Here is a 21,600-nt window from a genome sequence, read left to right as displayed (position 1 = left end):
CCCCCAGACCCCCGGGCAAGGGTCTGGGGGCGCCATGCCCTCGCTGCGCTCGGTCATGACGCCCCCAGACGGCGTACAGCCCTCAGAATCGCGATGGCGGCGGCGAGCAGGAGCGGGAACAGGAACAGGGCGATCGCGGCGCCCTGGCCGACGTCGCCGCCCTCGATGCCGCGGAAGTACGCCCAGGACGCCAGCACGTCGGTGGCGTGCGTGGGACCGCCGCGGGTCAGCACGTAGGAGACGGTCATGTCGGTGAACGTCAGGATGGCGCCGAACAGCGCGGACACCGCGATCACCGGCATCGTCATCGGGATGGTGACCTCGAACATCCGCCGCCAGAAACCGGCGCCGTCGATCCGCGCCGCCTCGTCGATGTCGCGGGGGATCGCCACCAGGCCCGCCATCACGATCACCGCGGCCAGCGGGGTGAGCCGCCAGACATGGACGGCGATCACCGAGGCCATCGCGGTGCCGGGGCCGCCGAGCCACACCACGTTGTCCTCGATCAGCCCGAGCCGCCGCAGCACCCAGTCGACCGGGGAGTAGATCGAGTCCAGGAACCACAGCCAGGAGATCGTGGACAGCGCGACCGGGGTGGTCCAGGGCAGCAGCACCAGGAACCGCACCACCCACTTGCCGCGGAAGTCGGCGACCAGGATGTTCGCCAGGATCTTGCCGAACACCACGATCAGCAGCATCGACACCAGCGTGAAGACCAGGGTGTTGGTCAGCGACCGCCAGAACACCCCGTCGTCGAAGATCGCGTCGAAGTTGGCGAACCCGACCCAGTCGAAGGAGGGGTCGCCGGTGGTCACGTCCGAGAACGCGAACGCGATCGCCAGGACGAACGGCACCCCGACCAGCGCGAGGATGTAGACGACGGAGGGCAGCAGCATCGCCCACGCCAGGAATCCCTCCCGGTCGGCGAGCCCGGCCTTCCGCACCGGGGCGGCCCGCTCGACGGGCGGCGCCTCCTTCAGCGTCGTCATGGGCTCGCCGGTCATGCGGAAAGCCTCACCGGTTCGGCCCGCACGCCCGACTCGGCGTCGAAGAACCGCAGCCGCCCCGCCTCCACGGCGAACTCGTGGGTCTCCCCGGCGCTCAGCGGGAGCGTCACCGTGGCCGGCAGCCGGGCGATCACCCGGGTCTCCTCGCCGATGCCGGTGACCGTCCCGTACACGTGCCGGTCGCCCGACAGGTACTCCATCCGCTCGATCCGCAGCGGCATCGTGACCCGCTCGTCCGCCTGGACGACCTCGGCGGGCAGCAGGTGCTCGGGACGGAACCCGACCAGCCGGTCGGACCGGGGCACCAGGTTCATGGGAGGCGAGCCGATGAAGGTCGCCACGAACGTGTCGGCGGGATCGTCGTACACCTCGACGGGAGTGCCGACCTGACGCACCTTGCCGCGTTCCAGAACGGCGATGCGGTCGCCGAGCCCCATCGCCTCGGCCTGGTCGTGCGTCACGTAGATGGTGGTGGTGCCGACCCGCTCCTGGAAGCGGCGCAGCTCGTCCCTGGCGGTGGCGCGCAGCTTGGCGTCCAGGTTGGACAGCGGCTCGTCCAGCAGGAACACCGCCGGGTCGCGGACCAGCGCCCGCGCCAGCGCGACCCGCTGCCGCTCGCCGCCCGAGAGCTGCCGGGGACGCCGTTCCAGCAGCGGTTCGATGCCCAGCAGGCCCGCCGCCCACCGCGCCTTCTTCTCCCGCTCGGCGCGGTCGACCTTCTCTGCCTTGAGCGGGAAGACGATGTTGTCCAGGACGCTCTTGTGCGGGTACAGCGCGTACGACTGGAACACCATCGCGACCTGCCGGACGCGCGGCGGAAGCCCGTTCACCACCTGCCCGTCGATGAGCACCTCGCCGCCGGTGGGCTGCTCCAGCCCGGCGATGGTGCGCAGCAGCGTCGTCTTCCCACACCCGGACGGCCCGAGCAGGACAAGGTACTCCCCGGCTTCGGCGGCGAGGTCCACGCCGTCCAGGGCGCGCGTGTCCGCGTCCCGCGCGGTGCCCGTCCGTCTCCGACGGGCCCGCACGTGCCCGTCGTAGACCTTCACCAGCTCCCGAACCTCAACGGTCTTCATAGGGCCACCCGTCGGCGAATCAGGGCGCCGTGGGGCGCCGGGCGAAGCGAGGCCACGGGCACGGTCAGCCCCCGACCAGGCGGCGGTCGCGCCAGTTGCGGAAGATGCGGTTGATCTGGCCCTCCGCCTCCTCCACCGCCTGCTTCGCGCTGACCTGGCCGCGGGCGGCGCGGCCGAACATGGTGGGCAGCACGTTGGTGCTGAAGATCTCGCCGATGGCCGGGTTGGACGGGCCGGGGTAGCCGATGTTGGCGCTCCAGGACGTGGCGGTCTTCAGCAGGCTGAGCTTGTTGGGCGGGTTGGCGCCGTAGGGGTCCTTGTCCAGCCAGCCGTTGGCCTGCGGGACGAGGGACGGCCAGGCGGGCAGGTCGTACAGCTCGGAGTGGTAGGTCACCGAGGGGAAGTTGGCGGTGTAGTGCAGCAGGAACTCCTTGGCCGCGTCCGGGTTCCCGGCGTGCTTGGGGACGATCCACTGCTGGATGACGTGCTGGGCGGCCAGGGCGGCGCGCGGGCCGCGCAGCGCGGGGACGAAGAAGATGTCGTCGGCGATGGCGGGGTTGGTGCCGGCCGCGGTGCGCCAGGCGGAGATCGAGTTGACGATGTACGACGACTTGCCCGCGATCATCTGCTGGTTGTTGGACGCGGGGACCCAGGAGAACACCTCCTCGGTCTCCGCGCCCTTCCACAGCCGGGTCATGAAGTCGACCGCGGCCACGGCCTCGTCGGAGTTGAGGGTGACGCGCTCGTTGGCGTCCTGCTCGGAGGCGCCGAAGGACCACAGCAGCGCCCGCGCGACCATGTTGGAGTCGGTTTCGGGGGACAGGCCCAGGCCGCACGGGACGCCGGTGGTGCGCTTGATCTCGCTGGCGCCGCGCAGCAGCTCGTCCCAGCTACCGGGGCCGTTGGGCAGGCCGACCTTCTGCCACATCGACTTGCGGTAGTTGCCCGGGTCGGGGGACCAGCCGGGGCAGTAGCAGTAGAACCGTTCGGTGTTGGGGTTGAAGCTGGACTTGCGGCACAGTTCGAGCTGCTGGCCCCACCGCCGGTTGGCCTCCTGCACGACGTCGGTCATGTCGAGGACGGACGGCTCGTACTGGGAGAACGGGGCGATGTGCTGGATCAGGTCGTGGCCCCGTCCGGCCTGGATCTCGGAGGCGGCGCGGCGCGGCACGTCCACGGTGTTGATGTGGTCGATGCGGACGTCGACGCCGACCTTCTTGCCCCAGTCGGCGGCGAACTTGTCGAACCACTTGTCGTGGCGGGGGACGAAGTGGCTCCACATCAGGACGCTGAGGGAGCCGCTGAGTTTTCTCCCGGGGGAGGAGAAGACCTCCTTGGGGGCGCCGCCGGTGTTCCTGGCGGCGGGGCCGCTGGTCTCGCTGGCGCAACCGGCGGTGAGGCCGTACGCGCCGGCCGCGAGGGCGGTGGACGTCAGGAAGCCGCGTCTGCTGAGCCGATCAGCCATGGGAGCTCTCCTCGCTGAAGTCTCCCTCCGAAGTTAGATCGGCACGGCCCTCTCATCCAGCGACGAATTGGTAACTCCATGCAACAGCTATGACTTACGTCACAGCAATAACAAACGCGACAGAACGCCGGAAAATCGTGTGCCACGCCCCGGCACGAGCGCGACGGACCTCGCGCACTCGTGACCTGCCGGTGGCCCTTACTTGCCGGTGGCCTCGGTGTACGCCTGGAGCACCTCGGCGGGCGGCCCGTCCATCCTGATCTGGCCCTCGTCCAGCCAGATCACCCGGTTGCAGGTCTCCTCGATCACGTCGAGGTTGTGCGCGACCAGGAACACCGCGCCGGCGTCCTTGCGCAGCTCGTCGATCTTGGCCTTGCTGCGCCGCTTGAACTTGGCGTCACCGGTGGCCAGCGCCTCGTCGATGAGCATCACGTCGTGCGTGCGGGCCGCGGCGATCGCGAACCGCAGGCGGGCGCCCATCCCGGAGGAGTAGGTCGACATCGGGTAGTCGATGAAGCCCTTCTTGAGATCGGCGAACTTCACGATCTCGTTGTACTTGGCCTTGGTCTCCTCCTGGCTGAGGCCCATGGCCAGGCAGCCCAGGATGATGTTGCGCGAGCCGGACAGGTCGCGCATCAGCGCGGCGTTCACGCCCAGCAGGGAGGGCTGTCCGTCGGTGTAGACGGCGCCGCGCGCGGGCGGCAGCAGCCCCGCGATGGCCTTCAGCAGGGTGGACTTGCCGGACCCGTTGGTGCCGATCACGCCGATCGCGTCGCCCCGGTACGCGATGAACGAGACGCCGCGGACCGCGTGCACCTCGGTCATCGAGGGCCGCTGCTGGCGGCGGAGGATGCGCAGCAGCGCGCTGGCCGCCGTGCCCTTGCCGCCACCGCTGCTGTAGACGCGGTAGATGATGTGCAGGCCGTCCACCACCACGATCGGCTCGCGGGTGGGGTCGATCACGACCTCGGGCTGCTGCGTGCCGTTCACGCGTGCCTGCTCTTTCAGCTCCCTGAGCGCCTTAGCCACGGCCGTACCTCTCCTCCGCACGGTAGAAGTACCAGAAACCCCCGAGGAAGGCGATCAGCGACCAGACCACGCCGAGCACCCACATCTGGGTGAAGTTCATGTCGTACGGCGCCACGTCCGAGTGGAAGCTGTCGATCAGGGCGTACCGCATCAGCGTGATGAACACGGCCCCGGGGTTGGCCTCCAGCACCTGCCCCACCCAGGAGTGGCCCTGGTCGGCGAACCGCTGGGCCATGGCGGGGATGAAGAAGAACACGCCGGAGAAGTACAGCCAGGTCCGCGTGATGAACGGGAGCAGTTGCTGGATGTCGCGGACGAACGCGCCCAGCCTGGCGATGGCCAGGCTGATGCCGATGTTGAACACGAACTGGAGCAGCAGCACCGGCACGATCAGCAGCCAGCGCAGGGTGAGGGGCTCGCCGGTGGCCAGCACGATGATCAGCAGCACGGCCATGGAGATCAGCAGCTGCTGGAGCTCCATCAGCACGTGCGCGAACGGCAGCGAGGCGCGCGGGAAGTGCAGGGCCCTGATCAGCGAAAGGTTGTTGCCGATCGACCGGGCGCCCGCGGTCAGCGAGCGCTGCGTGAACGTGAAGACGAACACGCCGGTGATCAGGTAGGCGGTGAAGTTGCTGATCCCGCGATCGGTGTTGAGCAGCACACCGAAGATCAGGAAGTAGACCCCGGCGTTGAGCAGCGGGGTGAGCACCTGCCAGAGCTGTCCCAGCCTGGAGCTGCTGTAGGTGGAAGCGGTCTTGGCGGAGGCGAAGTTCCAGATGAACGTGCGTCGCTGCCACAGCGCGCGGATGTACTTGCCGGGCGAGGGGCGCGCCGCACTCTGGGTCAGACCGTGTCGCGCGGCGAATTCGGCCAGCGACTCGCCGCCCACTCCGTTCAGGGAAGGCTGTGCGGTGTCGCGTGCCGGATCGCCACCCGAGGTGCTGAGCCGTTCCGGGTGACTCATGCGCGGAAGCCTATTGCAGTCCACCATCTGTGAGAGACGTTCGCCGGTATGTGATCTCCGAATTGAGATCTTCGGTGAATCATGTCGGACCTCCCGGGGATACCCCCGACATGCGAGCGGATCACCTTGAACGGCGTTCCTGGGCATCCAGAGTAGTGCCGCTCCCCCGATATTCGCTGGTCGGCAGGGTTCTGGAGGGGCGTGCGGGCGGGCGTGGCGGTGGTTCGCCGGAGTCCGCTGTGAGCCTCGCCACGGAGGAACGGCGCAAGCCCGCCATCTACCGGAAGGGTCCGCTGCGCAGGCTCGGGCGGCTCGACCGCTGGGCGTTCGACCGGGTGGCCGCCACGCACCTGCCCGGCCTGGAGAACGTGCTGCCCCGGCTGTCCCGCGCCGCCGACCATGGGGTGCTGTGGTTCACGGTGGCCGGGACGATGGCGCTGACCCGGCGGGCCAGGCTGCGCCGCGCCGCGTTGCGCGGCGCGATCGGGATCGCGGTGGCGAGCCCGGTGGTGAACGTTCTCGGCAAGCACGCGTTCCGGCGGGCCCGGCCCGTCGTGGATCTGGTGCCGCCGATCCGGATCCGGTGGAAGCTCCCGACCTCGCACGCGTTCCCGTCCGGGCACTCGGCCTCGGCCGCGGCGTTCGCGACGGGGGTGGCCATGGAGGCGCCGCGCGCCGTGGCGGTCCCGGTGGCGATCACGGCCGGGGCGGTGGCGTTCGCCCGGATCTACACCGGCGCGCACTACCCGGGGGACGTGCTGGCCGGTGCCGGGATCGGCGCCCTGGCCGCGATCGGCACCCGCCTGGTCTGGCCGGCGCGCCCGCCGGTCGCGCACCTCACCAGGACCTCCACCGAGCGGGTCACCGTCACCGGGGACGGGCGGGGCCTGGTCGTGGTCGTCAACGACACCGCGGGCGGTGCCGACACCGGCATGCCGTCCGTGCCGATCCTGCGCAACGCGACCGAGGCCGCCGTCTCCCTGCTGGAGCGGGAACTGCCGGCCGCGCGGATCGTCTGGCTGGACCCGGACGAGGACGTGGACAAGGCGCTGGAGGCCGCCGCCGCCCAGGGGGAGATCCTCGGCGTGATCGGCGGTGACGGCACGGTGAACGCCGGGGCGCGCGCCGCCCTGCGGCACGACGTCCCGATGCTGCCGATCCCCGGTGGGACGTTCGACCACTTCGCCAGGGCGCTGGGCCTGGAGACGGCCGAGGACGCCGTCGCGGCGTACCGGGGCGGGCGGCTCGGGCATGTCGACGTCGGGCTGATCGTCGCCCCGCCGGACGACGGTTCCACCCGCTCCGACGGCTCCGGCGGCTCCACGGGCGAGCTGATCTTCCTCAACACGGCCGGGCTCGGCGCGTACACCGACCTGGTGGAGCGGCGGGAGCGGCTGGCCGGGCGGCTGGGCAAGTGGCCCGCGCTGGTGATCGCGGCGGCGCGCACGTTCCGGCGCTCCGAGCCTGTGCCGCTGCTGGTCAACGGGCGGCGGAGGCTGGTCTGGCTCGGGTTCGCCGGCAACTGCATGTACGGGTCGCGCGGCCCCGCCCCCACCTGGCGCGCTCATCTGGACGACGGCAAGCTCGACATCCGCCTGGTCACCACGGGGCGGCGGGTGCCACGGCTGCGCGCGCTCGCGGCCGTCCTGGCGGGGCACCTGCACCTCACGCCCGGCTACCTGTCCTGGCACGCGGGCACGCTGGACCTGGCGTCCCTGGACGGAAAGCTGACCCTGGCCAGGGACGGCGAGCTGACCACGCTGCCGTCCGCCGTCCACATCACCAAGCGGCCCGGGGCGCTGGCGGTGTTCTGCCCGCCGTCGCGGGGAGGAGGCGGGTTTGCCCGGCCCTGACCGGGTACGACGCGCTAGAACCGGAGAGATCACGGCGAGATCGAGAAGGGGAGACGATGCCGGACGCCACGTCGAACGGAGTCGACCCGCGCGCGCTCAGCGATGAAGATCTCCTACGCGAGCTGAGGCACCTCCACGAGACCAGGACCGACGCGCTGCGGCACGCGGCCGACCAGGCGCTCGCGGAGCACAGCCGCCGGACGAACCAGCTTGAGGCCGAGTACCTGAGCCGCTATCCCGAGCGGGAGGTGGACCCCGAGCGGCTTCGCGCGGGCGCCCGCGCGCGCTGAGACACGCGGGAGGGGGTTCGCCTAGGGTGACGCCATGGGAACGATCGAGCTGGGCCCGGAACGCGGGCGGCTGCTGATCAGGACCGGCCGGACCGGTCTCGGCCGCCGCGCCGGGCACGATCTCACGATCGAGGCCACCCGCTGGTCCGGGACGCTGACCCTTCCTGGGGACGCCACGAGCGTGGCCGGCGCCACGGCCGACGGCTCGTCCGTCGAGATGCGGGTGCCGGTGGACGCGCTGGACGTCCGCGAGGGCGCCGGTGGTGTGCTGCCGCTGTCCGACCAGGACCGGACCGAGATCCTCGGGAACCTGCGCAAGGTGCTGGGCGCCGCGGAGCATCCGGAGATCACCTTCGAGTCGACCGGTGTCCGCGGCACGCCCGCCGAGTTCACCGTCGAGGGACGGCTGACGGTCGCGGGCCGTACCGAGCCGCTGGAGCTGCGGGCGCGGGCCGAGGACGGCAGGGTCGTCGGCTCGGCGACGGTCAAGCAGACCCGGTGGGGGATCAAGCCCTACTCGGCGTTCTTCGGCGCGCTCAAGCTGGCCGACGACATCGCCGTGGAGTTCGACCTTCGGCTATGACCGGGCGACCGCGTGGTGGCGCGCCCGCGCGGCCCGTGTGAACTGGTCGTCGAACGTACGCGGGAAGGGCAGCATCCGGTGTCGTCCCATGGCCCGCCAGGGCGCGAGGCCGCGCACGGCGTTGAACCCCGCCGCCGTGAAGACCATGCCGGTGAACACCTCGGGCGGCGGCAAGCGCACCGGATAGCGGTCCAGGTGGGTGAGCCCTGCGGGCAGGGGATCGGGACGGTGCGCACCCGGGCAGACCAGCACGAAGCCGGGGTCGGCGCCTTCGAGGGCCGCCACGTCCGCTGCGTACCCCGCCAACTCGGCGATCTCCTCCTCCGGCCCGCTGTGCACGATCACCCACGCGTCCGGAGGAACGTCCGAGGGGCCGACGCCCGGAGGGGCCGCCAAGGTCAGCGGTGCCATCTCGGCGGACCGTGCCCGCAGGTACGCCAGGTGCCCGGGGTCCAGGTCCTCCAGCACGTACGTACGGTCGAACCGGGGAGCGTCGTCCGGAAGGACGCGGCGGTAGGCGTCCCAGCGCAGCAACCGCGCCAGGTGGATCACGCGCGCGCCGGGCGGGACGGACGCGGCCGTGAGATCGCCCCGCAGCCCCGCCGGGAACGCGTCGACGATCAGCTCCTCGACGTCGAGGCCCGACAGGACGCCGGCGTCCGGCCGCAGCACCCGTGAGAAGGCCGTCCGCACGCGGGGATCGCCGGCGAACGGCGAGCCGGTGAACACGGTGATGGCGCGTCCCTCAAGACCGGCCGCGCGCAGGTACGCCCGCAGCCGGGTCAGATGGCCGAGCCCGCCGCCCTCGGCCCAGCAGGCGATCACGCCGCCCCGGACTCCGCCAGGACGCGCAGGTAGCCCGCGGTCTCGGCGGCCGGGGTGAAGTCGCGGCGGATCCGCTCCTCGCCCGCCGCTCCGCGCTTGGCCAGCTCCTCGGCGCTCGCGCGGGCGGCGCGGTCGACGGCGGCGCGGCAGGCGTGGGCGTCCCCGGCCGGGAACACGAAGCCGATCTCCTCGTCCGCCACGTCGGCCAGCCCGCCCGCGTCCGAGGCCAGCAGCGGGACGCCCAGCGCCGCGGCCTCCAGCGCGACGTTCGGCATCCCGTCATAGAAGGACGGCAGCCCCGCCAGGTCGCAGGCGGCATAGACCCACGGCAGCTCGTACCGTTCGAGGAAGGGCAGGAACGAGCACGTGAACCGGTCGGCGCGGGCCGAGAGGAAGTCGGTGACGCCCTCCTCGACCTCGCCCACGAGCACCAGGTGGAACGCTTCGGCGTGGCCCGAGGCCAGCAGCGCCTCCAGCAGGAAGCCGACGCCCTTCTTGTTCTTGAGCTGCCCGATGAGCCCGAGGGCGCGGCGCCCGTCGGGCACGTTGGCGGCCCTCCAGGCGCGGGCGCGTTCCCGCTCGGACGGCAGGATCAGCCAGTTCGCGGTGTCGACGCTGTTCGGCACCCAGGTCACGGCGGCGTCCGGTACCAGCGCCGTCACCAGCCGGGCCTGCGAGCGCGCCACCACGCACACCTGGGCGGACGCCCGCAGCGCGTCCACCAGCACACCCCGGCGGCGCAGCGAGAACGCGCCGATGTCGATGTCGTTGCCGCGCAGCAGCGTGATCAGCGGCGCCTGCCGCAACGCGGACAGGACGGGCGCTGCCAGCATCGCGTAGGCGCCGCCGAACGCCACGACATGGCTGTAGGAGAGCTGCTCCGTGTCCAACACGGCGAGGAGGCGCCGCAAGGCGTGCTCCGGGTCGTCCCCCAGCGGTGCGGTCAGGAGCCGCCCGCCGTGCTCACGCTCCACCTTCCAGGGGCGGACGCGCCGGGTCAGGTGCGCGACATCGACCTCCACCCCGGAGCCGCGCAACCCACGAACGATGCGGTCACAGGATTCGGCCATCCCGCCCTTGCTGGGCGGGTAGTGCTCGGTCAGCCACAGGACGCGGGCCATCAGCTGTCGACCAGCCCCGAATCGTCGCCGTAGTCGTAGTCGCTGCCGGAGGAGTAGTCATTGCCCGGCGCGAAGGCTCCCCGATCGTAGGAGTCGAACGAGGAGTACCAGTTGGGATCGGAGTAGGTCTGGGACGAGCGCTGGTAGTAGCCGCGCCGGTAGCTCTGGACCCAGCGCGGGTCGTGTGGGTCGTTCGCCCCGTACCCCTGGGCGGCGCTGCACTCGGGACAGAGCCCATAGGCACCCTGGTGCTCCCCGCACAGGAGGCGGCGGCATTGCGGGCACGCGGAGACCGAAGTCCGCCCGCACCTGCCCAGCACGAAAAAGCCGGTGGTCACCATGCACTGGTTCACGTGGCCCTCCCCATGGGCTGGGTGGCGCCTGGCCGCGTCCACCGGAACGTCTCCGCCGACAGCATCAGGATGGCCTCGGCCATGGCATCCTCCCGTGCGCCCCTCAGCTTCCCGCGCGCGGTGATGACCGTCCTGTGGCCCGGCCGCATCTTCACGCGGACCCAGCGCGGCGGCCGGGTAGCGGGCTGGTGCGTCACCGCCCCGGCGGGCAGCCGCCTGGTCACGGTGAGCACGCTCGTCACCTTGGTCTTGTGCTTGGTCTTGTGCTTGCCGCGCGCGTTCACCTTGCTGATCCGGCGGTTGCGGACGCGGTCGGCCGCCGCGACCTCCAGCACGCTCTTGTCCCGCAGCTCCGCCCGTATCCACAGCCACGGGTCGTACGCCCACGACTCGGAGATCGAGGTGATGCCCGCCGTCTTCACGAACCCCCGGCCCTGCCGCATCCTGTCGGGCGGCACGGGCACCTGCCGCGCGGGACCGACCTTGCCCTGGACGGTGGGGCCGCGCAGATCGGCGTTGATCGACAACACCCCGCCGGGCCCCATGTCCTCGCACAGCACGCGGATCAGCGGCACCAGCACCGTGGCCGTCCGGCCCGGCAGGCTCCATTTGCGGCGCCGCACCGCGGCCGAGTGCCCGGCCAGACTGGCGACGAACTGCGCCCAGTCGGCCGGGCGCAGCGAGCCCGACAGGCCCTTGTGCCAGATCAGCGACTGGTGCAGGGGATGCAAAGCGTCGATCGCCGATCGCTGCTTGCGCCAGAACATCGCGGTCACCACCTCACGACTCGACCGAACCGTAGACCTCGCGCAAGAGGGCGCGCGAATGCTCCCAAGTCAGCTCGTCCTCGACGCGGCGGCGGGCGCGCTCGCCCATCGCCCTGGCCGCGTCCGGGTACTCCAGCAGGACCCGCACCGCGCGGGCCAGGTCGGCGGGCCGGTCGGCCGGGACGAGCCGCCCGTGCTCGCCGTCGGCCATCAGTTCCCGTACGGCGGGCAGGTCCGAGGCCACCACGGGGGTGCCGGCGGCCATCGACTCGATCACCTTCAGCGGGGCGCAGCCCTGGTCGAGGTTGCGGGCGCACCCGGTGAGCGGCGCGATGGACAGCTCCGCGTGCGCCAGCCAGGCCGCGACCTCCGCGTGCGGCAGCGTGTACATCCAGTCGACCCGCTCGTCCACGCCGAGCCGTTCGGCCAGGCGCCGCAGCGGCTTGCACCGCCGCTCCGGCACCGACGAGCAGACCACCAGGCGCAGGTCAGGCAGGTCCGCCAGCCGGGCGAAGGCCCGCAGCAGCACGTCCACGCCCTGCCAGGGCTGCACCGCCCCGACATAGATCACGTACCGGCCCGGCGCGCCCGCCGGACGCCCGGGACGCGGCGGACGCACCGGATCCGCCCCATTGGGCACCACGTGGATCCTGCCGTCCTCCACCCCGAGACGGCCCACGGCCTCGGCGATCACGGACGAGGGCACCACCACGGCGTCGCTGCGCTCCAGGCAGAACCGCTCCAGCTCGCGCACCTTCCCCAGCGTGCCCGGCGAGGCCAGCGGCCAGGTGTGCGCCATCTCGATCGACGGCAGCCCGTTGACCTCGAACACCACCCGGTGCCGCCGTCCCGGAGCGGTCACCGCGGGCAGCGCGCCCCACGGGTCCCGGACGTGGCAGACCTCAAGCGTCCCCAGGTGAGGAGCCAGATGCGCGGCGACCCACGACGAGAACGCCTCCGCCCGGTCGAGGAGGTTCGGGATCGGCTCGGCGAACCTGGCGATCTCCCGCCCGCCCGGTTCCCGCTGGTAGCGCGGCAGATCCGGGCCGCCCAGCACCGCCAGCAGCCCGCCGTCGTACCGGGTGAAGAGTTCGTCGGCCATCTCGGCGATGTGGATCGCCGAGCCCTTCTCCGCAGGGAATCGGTCGAACGCGACATAGGCCGCCCGATGCTCCGATTCCACCCGCACGCAGGAACTCTACCGGCCCGATCATCACCCGAGTAGCCGCCGGATATGGCCAACGACCTCGTCCAGCGCCACCTTCTCGCTCTCCCCCGTGGACCGCCGCGTCACATCGGCCGCCCCCTCGGCCAGCCCGCGCCTGCCCACCGTCACCCGGCACGGGATGCCGGTGAGCTCCGCGTCACGGAACTTCACGCCGGCGCGTTCGGGACGGTCGTCGATGATGGTCTCGACCCCGGCGGCGAGCAGATCCCGGTAAAGGGCCTCGCCGGCCCGCGCGGTCGCCTCGTCGTCGGTCTGGGCCACCACGATCACCACCTGGTACGGGGCGACCGCGAGCGGCCAGACGACACCGCGGTCATCGTGGTGGATCTCGACGATCGCGGCCATCGCGCGTTCCACCCCGATGCCGTAGCTCCCCATGACCAGCGGGACCTGGCGTCCGTCCGCGTCGGGGACCTCGGCGCCCAAGGCGCGGGCGTAACGGTCGCCCAGCTTGACGATGCGCCCCACCTCGATCGCCCGGAGGATCCGCAGCGGCTCCCCACAGCGCGGGCAGGGCTCGCCCTCGGCGACCTCACGAAGATCCGCCCAGGCGCCGACGCGGATGTCGCGCTCCACGTCCACCCCGCGCAGGTGGACGTCGTCGCGGTTGGCACCGGTGAACATGTCGCGGCGCCCGCGCAGCGCCTCGTCCGCGATCACCGGGAGATCGGTGACCCCGACCGCGCCGAGGCTGCCCGGCAGCGCGCCCAGCCACCCGCGGATCTCCTCCGCGGCCGCGGCGCGGACGGCGGTCGCGCCCGTCGCGTCCACCAGCTTCTGCTCGTTGAGCGGATGATCGCCCCGGAGCAGGACGAGGGCGGGCCGCTCGTCCAGCACGTAGACCAGCGTCTTGATCTGGCGGTCCGCAGGGGCGCCGTGACCGGTCGCCAGATCGTCGATCGTCCGCACGCCCGGGGTGTCGAACGGCTCCGGCGCGGGCGGCCCGGGAGCATCCGTGACCTCGGGAAGCTTGGACGTGGCGCGCTCGATGTTGGCCGCGTACCCGCAGGCGGGGCTGTGCGCGACCCGGTCCTCACCGGCCTCGGCGGGACACATGAACTCGACGGAGTCCGACCCGCCCACCGTCCCGCTCGACGCCTCCACCGCCAGCACGGGCAGCCCCAGCCGCTCGAAGATTCGCGTGTACGCACCGTGGAAGGCGGCGAAGGACGCGTCCAGCCCAGCACGGTCGATGTCGAAGCTGTAGGCGTCCTTCATCGTGAACTCGCGCGTCCGCATCAGACCGCCCTTGGGACGCGGCTCGTCCCTGAACTTCGTCTGGAACTGGTACCAGCGCTGCGGCAGCGACCGGTAGGAGCCCAGCTCCCGCGCGACCGTCGCGAAGATCTCCTCATGGGTCATGCCCAGCGCCAGCTCGGCGCCCCGCCGGTCCCGCAGCCGGAACATCTCCTGGCCCATCAGCTCCCAGCGTCCCGAACGCCGCCACGGCTCCGCCGGATGCAGCGCGGGCAGCAGCATCTCCTGCCCGCCGACCGCGTCCATCTCCGACCGCACCACATCGATGATCTTGGCGCGGACCCGGACGGCCAGCGGCAGCAGCGAGTAATGGCCCGCGGTCAGCTGCCGGACGTACCCCGCCCGCACCAGCAGCCGGTGGCTCACCGCCTCGGCCTCGGCCGGGTCCTCGCGCAACGTCGGAACGTGAGCCTGGGACCAGCGCATGGGCGGGGATTGTACTGGGCGGCGCAAATGCGTCCTGGTTAGGCGCGGGTACTTAGTACCCTCGGGGGCGTGAGTCGAGAAGGTGTGACGCCGCAGAGCGAGGATTTCTCCGCCTGGTACAACGAGCTGGTCATCAAGGCGCAGCTCGTCGACCGGGGGCCGGTGCGCGGCACGATGGTGATCCGCCCCTACGGGTACCGGATCTGGGAACTGCTCCAGGCCGACCTGGACCGGCGGATCAAGGACGCCGGGCACGACAACGCCGTGTTCCCGCTGTTCATCCCCGAGTCCTACCTCAAGCGCGAGGCCGAGCACGTCGAGGGCTTCTCACCCGAGCTCGCCGTGGTCACCGTCGCCGGCGGCAAGGAACTGGAGGAGCCGCTGATCGTGCGGCCCACCTCCGAGACGGTCATCGGCGAGTACATGGCCAAGTGGATCGACTCGCACCGCGACCTGCCGCTCCTGCTGAACCAGTGGGCCAACGTGGTCCGCTGGGAGATGCGGCCACGCATGTTCCTGCGCACCACCGAGTTCCTGTGGCAGGAAGGGCACACCGCCCACGCCGACGAGGCCGACGCCATGCGCGAGACCATGTGGGCCCTCGACGCCTACGCCGCCGTGGCCCGCGACCTGGCCGCCATCCCCGTCGTGGCAGGGGAGAAGACCCCCGGCGAACGCTTCGCCGGCGCCGTCCGCACCTACACCATCGAAGGCATGATGCGGGACGGGCGCGCCCTCCAATCCGGCACCTCGCACTACCTCGGCACCAACTTCGCCAAGGCGTTCGAGATCCAGTACCAGGACGAGGAAGGCCGGCTCCAGCTCGCCCACACCACGTCCTGGGGACTGAGCACCCGCATGATCGGCGGCGTGATCATGACCCACGGGGACGACAAGGGCCTGGTCCTGCCGCCCCGCCTCGCCCCCTACCAGGTCGTGATCGTCCCCATCGGGCGCAAGGAACAAGGTGAACGCACCGCCGCCGAAGCCCGCAAACTCGGCGCCGCGATCAAGTCCATGGGCATCCGCGTCCACGTCGACGACAACCGCCCCCAACTCTCCCCCGGCTTCAAATTCAACGAATGGGAGATGCGCGGCGTCCCCGTCCGCATCGAACTCGGCATGCGCGACCTCGACAACGGCGTCGCCACCCTCGCCCGCCGCCTCCCCACCGAAGAAGGCCAGGGCAAAGAGCAAATCCCCCTCGACAAGGTGCCCGAACTGCTCCCGCGCATCCTCGGCGACTTCCAGTCCTTCCTCCTCGCCCGCGCCGAACGGTTCCGCGACACCCACACCGCCGTGATCGACGACTACGCGGACTTCGCCGGCCAGGTCAACGGCGGCTGGGCCCGAGTCTTCCACTGCGGCCGCTCCGAATGCGAAGACGAGATCAAAGCCGACACCGCCGCCACCCCCCGAGTCATCCCGACCGACGCCCCAGAGGAAACCGGCACCTGCATCAAATGCAACCGCCCCTCCGCCTACGGCAAACGCGTCATCTTCGGCAAGGCGTATTAATTTGCAAGCACGAGCTGCGCTCCTCGCCTGGCGGCTCGTCGCTTGTCGTGCTTGCGGCGATCGCTGCATCGCTCCGACTCGCCTAGGGGCTCGCTTCGCGATCAGGTCCTCGCAAGCTCGGACCTGCCTTCGGTCGCGATCGCAGCGCTTGGGCGACCGTCCGGGGCTGGGGTGACGGTCTGAGGTAGCTGCGAGAGGTGTTTGACGCAGCCGGGAGCTGCGCTGTGTTTATTGGCGGTGCCTGCGGCGTCGGGCGCTGGGCGCCCTCCTTCTCCGGCACCGCGTGCGATCGCTGCATCGCTCCGACTCTCTGTCTATTGCAAGCGCGAGCTGCGCTCCTCGCCTGGCGGCTCGTCGCTTGTCCCGCTTGCGGCGATCGCTGCATCGCTCCGACTCGCCCAGGGGCTCGCTTCGCGATCAGGTCCTCGCAAGCTCGGACCTGCCTTCGGACGCGATCGCAGCGCTTGAGCGCCGTCCGGGGCTGGGGTGACGGGCTGAGGTGGGCGGTCATGGTTTTGGGGCTAGCCATCGTTGGCGACTTCCCGTCGACGGTCGGCGGCGCCGGGACGGAAGCTGCCGGTGGCGGCGCGGCGGGACAGCAGTGGCTGGATGAACCAGATCCAGGCGCACAGCAGGACCACCGCAGTAGCGGTGACGGCGGCCGCCCCGTCCGACACCAGGGTCTTGATGATCAGTGTGGTGGAGGCGCAGATCGCCACCGCCAGCGCCAGCGCGCCGCCGATCCCGTATCGGTTGGCGCGCCGGATCAGCAGCGGCTTCTGGTTCAGCCGGAACAGGATGCGGTGCTGGATCACCGGGGCGATGAAGAACATCGAGGCCAGCGCCGCACCGAACAGCGCCACGTAGAACAGGATCCGCCCGCCGTCGTCCACTTGGTCGAAGCCCGGCGCGAACGGCACCGTCAGCAGGAACGCGAACAGCACCTGCACGCCCGTCACCGCGACTCGGAAGCCCTGGAGAAGCTCCATGAGCTGCCGGTCGAGCCGCTCATGCTCAGTCTCGTTACGGGTGTTCTCCCCGATCGTCCGCATGAACACGAGATACCCGTAGGAAACCGATTTAGGCGATTCTTGACGCGCAAGAGACCTTGACCACCGGCCTCAGCCACGAACGGTCGCTCAAGCGCTGCGATCGCGACCGAAGGCAGGTCCGAGCTTGCGAGGACCTGATCGCGTAGCGAGCCCCTGGGCGAGCCCGAGTGAACACCTAAGTAGCGAAGATTTCGCCGTACCACGCGGTCCCTGTATGGAGCGGCCCCGCTCCCGTGCTCATCACACAGAAGCGGGACCAAGCCGCCCCACATCGCGAGGGCCGACGATGGATGACGATGTGCGGCGGCCGTCTAGGGGAGCGTCACCACATCGCGCGGTGCCTGCCGACGTAGCCGCGACGGCGGTGGGACGCGATGAGCGCGGTACCGGATCCGGTCACCAGTGCCACACCGATGATGAGCAGGGCCATCACGAGCGTCGTCATGACTCGCCTCCCGCCGTGTCGTCCGCGCCCGCGAGGAACGCCAAGCGCCGCCGCGCTCCGTCCCGGTCGCGTGTCCTCAGCGGGAACTCGCACCACACGCGGTCCTGACGGTGCGCCTCCCGCGCGCACGCGTGCGCATCCGGTCCGAACACGACCGACTCCAGCCCTGCCCGGACCTCGCGGGGTGAAAGCGCCACCGTGAGCCGTGCCGTCCAGTAGTCGCCCGTCCGTACCGGTCCGGCCCAGCGTCGGGACACCTGCGCCGTAGTCTTGTCTGCCATGGTCCGTCGCCTCCCTTGTAGGCGGTTGGTCCTAGGTCCCGGTGGACGTGTCCGCGTCCCCGGGACCGCTTGTCACCCCAGCTTGGCAGGGTTGCGCAAGGTTGAGAAGAGAAGCGTACAGAAGCGAACGGAATCATTGCGTGCAGCACCGTAGCGTTGTGGTATGGGCAGTTTGGACGGCATCGAACCGTTGCGGGATCAGCTCGTGGCGGTGATACGCGAGCGGATCGGAAGCGGAGAGTACCCACGCGGGTCCAAACTGCCGACCGCGAAGGAGCTAGCCGACGAGTTCGACATCTCCGCGAGAACCGTCACGGATGCGCTCGCCATCCTCCGCGAGTCGGGAGAGGTCATCGGTGTGCGCGGGCGGGGTGTGTTCGTCGCACCCGACGACGAGTAGCCGCACTTGTGCAGCGCTGCACAACACCCGCGACACGAGAAGCCCCTAGCTGGGAACCCCTCGTAAAGCGTTGTCGCCGGGCGTCAACCCGGCAGAATCTGGTTGTCGTCTGGCGTTGCGCGTGTCAACGCTGGCGGAAACCAGCCCTGACCTGCGTAAACTTTGCCGGCGACTCGCGCGGCACGGCGTTGACGTGCGGTGTCGTCGATGTCGTCTCGCGGAAAGCGCGGTGGAAACGGCGTGGCGACAAATGGGATCAGCGCAGCTAGAGGCGTCGCCTATTCGTACATAAGCTCCAGCGGATCCTCGCCGGGACGGTGTTCCTCGGCCCATTTCGTAAACTCCTCTTCGCGGCGAAGAAACGGCCCAGGATCACCGCCCGCGTAGACTACAAGTAAGCCGTCAAACGCCGCCGCACGGAAACGCTCCGGGACGCGAGGCTTTGCAGGAGGCGGCTCCTGATTACGCGGACGCCTAGCCACTCCGCCTCCGATCCCATCGCGCTCGTGCAGCCTTTCGGGCCGCCTGGGGACGCGGTGAGCGGTGTCGCGTCGTCCGCCTTCTCGCTGTCGGGGATATCCAGCCGAGCGAGAAGCTGACTCATTACCTGCCTGGACATGCGCAGCTCCGCGAGGATGGGGTGGGCTACATACGTTCCGGGCCGTGACCCCGGAATCATGAGGTCATTTCCCGCGTCATCCAGGACGCGCTCCATCTTGGCCACCTGGTCGGCCAGCTTGCACGCATTCGCGAGCGTACGGTGCTCATCAGGGCGCAGGATGAAGTGCTCAGCAATCGAATCCCATAGAGCTTTCCCATGCTCGCCGAGTGGTTCTGGGGGCGGTGGGTTCAGCGGCTCGTCCGCCATGGTCACTCCGTTCATTGAAATGGTTACGCTAAGTCGATTGGGGCGTTACTGCGCGCACGCTGCCGCGCTGGTGGTAACTCCCTACCGTTTCACGGCCCTCTATTGAGGGCCATAGGGGAGGGGGGTGACCACTCTCAGTCATCGCGGCGGAATCCTGGATGAGATTTGCCCTGGAGCCGGACGGGAGTCGAGCCCCATGCGACGCTGGCGGTTCGCCCGAGCGTCGGCGGGCGGGGGCGTGAGGTGCGCAAGTCAACTTGCAGACGTGGAAATGGTTGAGAAATGCGAGTCACTCACGCGGAAACTGTGCAGCGCTGCACACAAATTGCGTTTTCGGGACGCGGTAGGCTACATTTCCCAAGCACGCGACCCGAGCGACCAAGGAGACTTGGCAATGGCCAACCACGAGACAGCCGACGCGGAGATCATCGACTCGCTGTTCTTCCAGCTCACGGACTGGGCAATAGATCTTGTCCATCGGGGCGCGATCGCCAAGGAGGAAGCGAACGCCGTCGAAATGGCCGCGCTCGCAACGATCTATCAGGACGAGTCCTTGTTGGAGCCGGGCGCGGCGATCGTCATGGAGGCAGAGCACATTACGAGGTTCGCCACGAACGACGACTAGCGCGCCGCTAAGCGCGGCCCAGAACGCCAAAAGTCCCGGGACCCTACGCGGGCTCCCGGGACTTCTGTTGTGCCGTCTCCGGCGATTTCAGCGCGCTACGCGCTGTGCCCTCACTTCTTCGGGCCGGCGTTCGGCGGGCGCGTCACGCTGCCGTCCGCCCACGTGATCTCAACCCGCTTCTCCGCGTCCCACGGGGCACCCGAGCGCGGGGCCTTGAACACCCGCACCTCGCGGATCGCCAACCGGATCAGCGCCCGCCGTTCCTCCACATCGGCAGCGTCCCACCGGCGGTGATCTTCTCGGTCCCCAACCGACCACGAGCTTGTCAGGCGTGTGAGCTGCGACGTTGGCCTCAGCCTCGCGCACGTCCGCTTGAGCACGCTTGAGACGAGCGCCGTACTCGGCAAGGGTCGTCGTCCCACAGTCCCGCGTCACGGTCATCACGAAGACGTGCCACGCGCTTCTCAGCGGCGCGAAGGACATCCCGCGCGGCAAGCAGAGCTGCCTCGCTCGCCGGATCCTGCTTGGCTCGCCAACGCTCCCCGAGCGCGACGAGAAGCCCCTGATCCGCATCGTCGGCAGGGTCCAGGTTGGCCACCCGTCCGTACCATGCCTGAATCACGGTGGCTTCCAGCAAATCACGGCGGACCGACGCGGGGGACGGGCATGGCTTGGCGGTGAGCTTGGACCCGCACACGTGGGACACGCCCGACACGGGCATGCGCGCCGCACATCCGGCGCACGTGGTGATGCCTGTGAGCAGGTGGGCAGTACCGCCCGGCTTCCGCTTCATCTTCGGGTCGGCCGCTTCGCTTCCCACCTGGCGCGCCCGCGCGGCCAGGTCAGCAGGGATCGTCTCGGCTCGTCCGCGAACGCCCACACCCGGTCACCGGTCTGTGAGTGCCGGTAGACCACATCACGGCCATGCTCCCGGACGGTCAGCCACCCCTCGTACACAGGGTGGTGCACGATTCGCGTGATCATGCCCAGCGCCCACGGCTTCACCTCGCGGACGACCGTCCGGCCCGTTTCGGGGTCCCGCTCGTACGACCCGGGCGACGGAATGCCCTCCGCAGTGAGCGCACGGGCAAGCTCGCGCCGCGATACACCGTTCGCCGTGTCGCGCAGGATGCGCACGACCACGGGCCACGTGTGCGGGTCGTTCGTCAGACGGCGCGCGGCCTTGACGCCTACCACGCGGGTCCCGTACGGAGCGCGGCCCGACCACGCGCCCGTGTCGTGGTACAGGACGCGGGAACGGCGGACGTTCTCCGAGATCGCGAGCGAGAGCTTCCGGTCCGCGTCCGCCTCGAACAGGACTTGCACGCACCCGAGAAAGTCATCATCCGGGTTCGGGAGCGTCGCCGTGTCGAGACGACGGTTCGCGATGTAGAAGCGGAAGCCTTCCCCGATCAGCGCAGCGACCTTGAGCGCACCTTCGCGGGAGATTCGGGACTGGTTGGCGACCCAGGTCAGATCAATCTCGCCGTCGCGGAACATGCGCAGAGCCTCAGCGCGCTTGGGAAGATCAACCTCCTTGGTGACGCCCGACGCGGGTTCGTTGTCCCCGTCCGCCTTAGCCACAACGTGCCCGTTGGCCTCGCACCACTGGATGCCCTCACGGCGCTGGGATGCCTCGCTGGCGTTGTCCGGCCCTTCCTTGGCGGACTTCCGGGAGAGCACGTACACGCGCAGGGGGGTAGTGGTCGGCACGGCTCCAGTGTGCGTCACGGGCACGGTCACCGCGTCGCGGGCCGGGCGGGAGGGCGCAACCGTGCGCTTCGCAGGGGCGGCGGGAGCGGGAGCGTCCGGCAGGCGACGCGCACTGCGAGCACGTCACCGGAGCGCCCGCGCGTTCGGACATCTGCGCTGCGTCCCGTCCACAGAGCGTGCGGGGGTTCAGGTCCCGCGTGTCCGCCGTGGTGGCGTGCGACTTGCCCCGGTACGTGGCTACGATCCGCATCGGTACACCTCCCAAGTCCGGAAACCCCCGCTGAGCTGGGGATCCTTGCGGTACTTAGGTGGTCAACCGGGCGAGTCGGAGCGATGCAGCGATCGCCGCAAGCGCGACAAGCGACGAGCCGCCAGGCGAGGAGCGCAGCTCGTGCTTGCCAATAAACACAGCGCAGCTCGTGCTTGCAATTAGAAGCTCGGGGGTAAGACTCTT

At 70.1% G+C, this 21,600-nt stretch carries 23 protein-coding genes; 6 read left to right on the top strand and 17 right to left on the bottom strand.

All coding sequences use genetic code 11. The features are described 5' to 3' along the window. Nucleotides 1-53: 53 nt before the first annotated feature. The 5 genes from ACGWYJ_RS36700 to ACGWYJ_RS36680 all read right to left on the bottom strand — a co-directional run bounded on the left by ACGWYJ_RS36700 (nt 54) and on the right by ACGWYJ_RS36680 (nt 5,541). Nucleotides 54-1,004: a carbohydrate ABC transporter permease gene (locus tag ACGWYJ_RS36700; RefSeq protein WP_395111175.1), complete on the bottom strand. Its 951-nt coding sequence runs from the start codon at nt 1,002-1,004 to the stop codon at nt 54-56. Beyond that, nucleotides 1,001-2,083, bottom strand: a complete 1,083-nt coding sequence (locus tag ACGWYJ_RS36695; protein ID WP_395111174.1) for an ABC transporter ATP-binding protein — start codon at nt 2,081-2,083, stop codon at nt 1,001-1,003. Before ACGWYJ_RS36695 ends, ACGWYJ_RS36700 begins: the two co-directional genes overlap by 4 nt. A 64-nt stretch (nt 2,084-2,147) precedes the next feature. Continuing rightward, nucleotides 2,148-3,548 (bottom strand): ABC transporter substrate-binding protein, encoded by a 1,401-nt coding sequence (locus ACGWYJ_RS36690; protein ID WP_395111173.1) that lies wholly within the window; start codon nt 3,546-3,548, stop codon nt 2,148-2,150. A gap of 198 nt (nt 3,549-3,746) precedes the next feature. Beyond that, nucleotides 3,747-4,577, bottom strand: a complete 831-nt coding sequence (locus tag ACGWYJ_RS36685) for an ABC transporter ATP-binding protein (protein ID WP_395111172.1) — start codon at nt 4,575-4,577, stop codon at nt 3,747-3,749. Next, nucleotides 4,570-5,541: an ABC transporter permease gene (locus ACGWYJ_RS36680; RefSeq protein ID WP_395111171.1), complete on the bottom strand. Its 972-nt coding sequence runs from the start codon at nt 5,539-5,541 to the stop codon at nt 4,570-4,572. The genes ACGWYJ_RS36685 and ACGWYJ_RS36680 overlap by 8 nt, the downstream gene beginning before the upstream one ends. 239 nt (nt 5,542-5,780) lie before the next feature. Here ACGWYJ_RS36680 and ACGWYJ_RS36675 point away from each other — a divergent pair, with 239 nt between their 5' ends. The 3 genes from ACGWYJ_RS36675 to ACGWYJ_RS36665 are packed head-to-tail and all read left to right on the top strand — an operon-like array spanning nt 5,781 to nt 8,267. After that, on the top strand, nt 5,781-7,394 hold the full coding sequence (locus tag ACGWYJ_RS36675) for a bifunctional phosphatase PAP2/diacylglycerol kinase family protein (RefSeq protein WP_395111170.1): 1,614 nt from the start codon (nt 5,781-5,783) through the stop codon (nt 7,392-7,394). Between the two features lie 56 nt (nt 7,395-7,450). Beyond that, the gene (locus ACGWYJ_RS36670) at nt 7,451-7,684 is read left to right on the top strand and encodes a DUF6158 family protein (protein ID WP_395111169.1); all 234 of its coding nucleotides are present in this window, start codon (nt 7,451-7,453) and stop codon (nt 7,682-7,684) included. A gap of 34 nt (nt 7,685-7,718) precedes the next feature. After that, nucleotides 7,719-8,267, top strand: a complete 549-nt coding sequence (locus tag ACGWYJ_RS36665; protein WP_395111168.1) for a YceI family protein — start codon at nt 7,719-7,721, stop codon at nt 8,265-8,267. Here the strand turns inward: ACGWYJ_RS36665 and ACGWYJ_RS36660 are convergent. The 6 genes from ACGWYJ_RS36660 to ACGWYJ_RS36635 are packed head-to-tail and all read right to left on the bottom strand — an operon-like array spanning nt 8,262 to nt 14,244. Then, entirely contained in the window at nt 8,262-9,092 is an 831-nt protein-coding gene (locus tag ACGWYJ_RS36660) for a hypothetical protein (RefSeq protein WP_395111167.1), read from the bottom strand. The genes ACGWYJ_RS36665 and ACGWYJ_RS36660 overlap by 6 nt on opposite strands. Then, the gene (locus ACGWYJ_RS36655) at nt 9,089-10,213 is read right to left on the bottom strand and encodes a glycosyltransferase family 4 protein (RefSeq protein WP_395111166.1); all 1,125 of its coding nucleotides are present in this window, start codon (nt 10,211-10,213) and stop codon (nt 9,089-9,091) included. Before ACGWYJ_RS36655 ends, ACGWYJ_RS36660 begins: the two co-directional genes overlap by 4 nt. Further along, nucleotides 10,213-10,566 (bottom strand): hypothetical protein, encoded by a 354-nt coding sequence (locus tag ACGWYJ_RS36650; protein ID WP_395111165.1) that lies wholly within the window; start codon nt 10,564-10,566, stop codon nt 10,213-10,215. The genes ACGWYJ_RS36655 and ACGWYJ_RS36650 overlap by 1 nt, the downstream gene beginning before the upstream one ends. Further along, entirely contained in the window at nt 10,563-11,345 is a 783-nt protein-coding gene (locus ACGWYJ_RS36645) for a hypothetical protein (RefSeq protein WP_395111164.1), read from the bottom strand. The genes ACGWYJ_RS36650 and ACGWYJ_RS36645 overlap by 4 nt, the downstream gene beginning before the upstream one ends. A 1-nt stretch (nt 11,346) precedes the next feature. Further along, nucleotides 11,347-12,522: a glycosyltransferase family 4 protein gene (locus tag ACGWYJ_RS36640; RefSeq protein WP_395111163.1), complete on the bottom strand. Its 1,176-nt coding sequence runs from the start codon at nt 12,520-12,522 to the stop codon at nt 11,347-11,349. Between the two features lie 24 nt (nt 12,523-12,546). After that, nucleotides 12,547-14,244: a proline--tRNA ligase gene (locus ACGWYJ_RS36635; RefSeq protein ID WP_395111162.1), complete on the bottom strand. Its 1,698-nt coding sequence runs from the start codon at nt 14,242-14,244 to the stop codon at nt 12,547-12,549. Between the two features lie 69 nt (nt 14,245-14,313). On the opposite strand from ACGWYJ_RS36635, the gene proS reads away from it, so the two are divergent. After that, nucleotides 14,314-15,762 (top strand): proline--tRNA ligase, encoded by a 1,449-nt coding sequence (proS, locus tag ACGWYJ_RS36630; protein WP_395111161.1) that lies wholly within the window; start codon nt 14,314-14,316, stop codon nt 15,760-15,762. Between the two features lie 521 nt (nt 15,763-16,283). Here proS and ACGWYJ_RS36625 read toward each other — a convergent pair. The 3 genes from ACGWYJ_RS36625 to ACGWYJ_RS36615 all read right to left on the bottom strand — a co-directional run bounded on the left by ACGWYJ_RS36625 (nt 16,284) and on the right by ACGWYJ_RS36615 (nt 17,540). Then, nucleotides 16,284-16,814: a DUF6328 family protein gene (locus ACGWYJ_RS36625; protein ID WP_395111160.1), complete on the bottom strand. Its 531-nt coding sequence runs from the start codon at nt 16,812-16,814 to the stop codon at nt 16,284-16,286. A gap of 322 nt (nt 16,815-17,136) precedes the next feature. Continuing rightward, nucleotides 17,137-17,259, bottom strand: coding sequence for a hypothetical protein (locus ACGWYJ_RS36620; RefSeq protein WP_395111159.1), 123 nt, complete (start codon nt 17,257-17,259; stop codon nt 17,137-17,139). Further along, complete coding sequence (locus ACGWYJ_RS36615) at nt 17,256-17,540, bottom strand: hypothetical protein (RefSeq protein WP_395111158.1); 285 nt, start codon at nt 17,538-17,540, stop codon at nt 17,256-17,258. Before ACGWYJ_RS36615 ends, ACGWYJ_RS36620 begins: the two co-directional genes overlap by 4 nt. 163 nt (nt 17,541-17,703) lie before the next feature. On the opposite strand from ACGWYJ_RS36615, the gene ACGWYJ_RS36610 reads away from it, so the two are divergent. Further along, nucleotides 17,704-17,940, top strand: a complete 237-nt coding sequence (locus ACGWYJ_RS36610; protein ID WP_395111157.1) for a winged helix-turn-helix domain-containing protein — start codon at nt 17,704-17,706, stop codon at nt 17,938-17,940. Nucleotides 17,941-18,328: 388 nt separating this feature from the next. Here the strand turns inward: ACGWYJ_RS36610 and ACGWYJ_RS36605 are convergent, their stop codons facing one another. Beyond that, nucleotides 18,329-18,808: a hypothetical protein gene (locus ACGWYJ_RS36605; RefSeq protein WP_395111156.1), complete on the bottom strand. Its 480-nt coding sequence runs from the start codon at nt 18,806-18,808 to the stop codon at nt 18,329-18,331. A 394-nt stretch (nt 18,809-19,202) separates the two neighbouring features. On the opposite strand from ACGWYJ_RS36605, the gene ACGWYJ_RS36600 reads away from it, so the two are divergent. After that, on the top strand, nt 19,203-19,433 hold the full coding sequence (locus tag ACGWYJ_RS36600) for a hypothetical protein (protein WP_395111155.1): 231 nt from the start codon (nt 19,203-19,205) through the stop codon (nt 19,431-19,433). A gap of 110 nt (nt 19,434-19,543) precedes the next feature. Here the strand turns inward: ACGWYJ_RS36600 and ACGWYJ_RS36595 are convergent, their stop codons facing one another. Next, nucleotides 19,544-19,702, bottom strand: a complete 159-nt coding sequence (locus ACGWYJ_RS36595) for a hypothetical protein (protein ID WP_395111154.1) — start codon at nt 19,700-19,702, stop codon at nt 19,544-19,546. A 520-nt stretch (nt 19,703-20,222) separates the two neighbouring features. After that, on the bottom strand, nt 20,223-21,122 hold the full coding sequence (locus ACGWYJ_RS36590) for a recombinase family protein (RefSeq protein ID WP_395111153.1): 900 nt from the start codon (nt 21,120-21,122) through the stop codon (nt 20,223-20,225). Nucleotides 21,123-21,600 lie beyond the last annotated feature (478 nt).

It is taken from the genome of Actinomadura sp. SCN-SB, from assembly GCF_043906805.1.
Classification (GTDB): domain Bacteria; phylum Actinomycetota; class Actinomycetes; order Streptosporangiales; family Streptosporangiaceae; genus Spirillospora.
The sequence above is the reverse complement of the archived record's forward strand: the minus strand, read 5'-3'. Positions and strand labels throughout refer to the sequence as shown.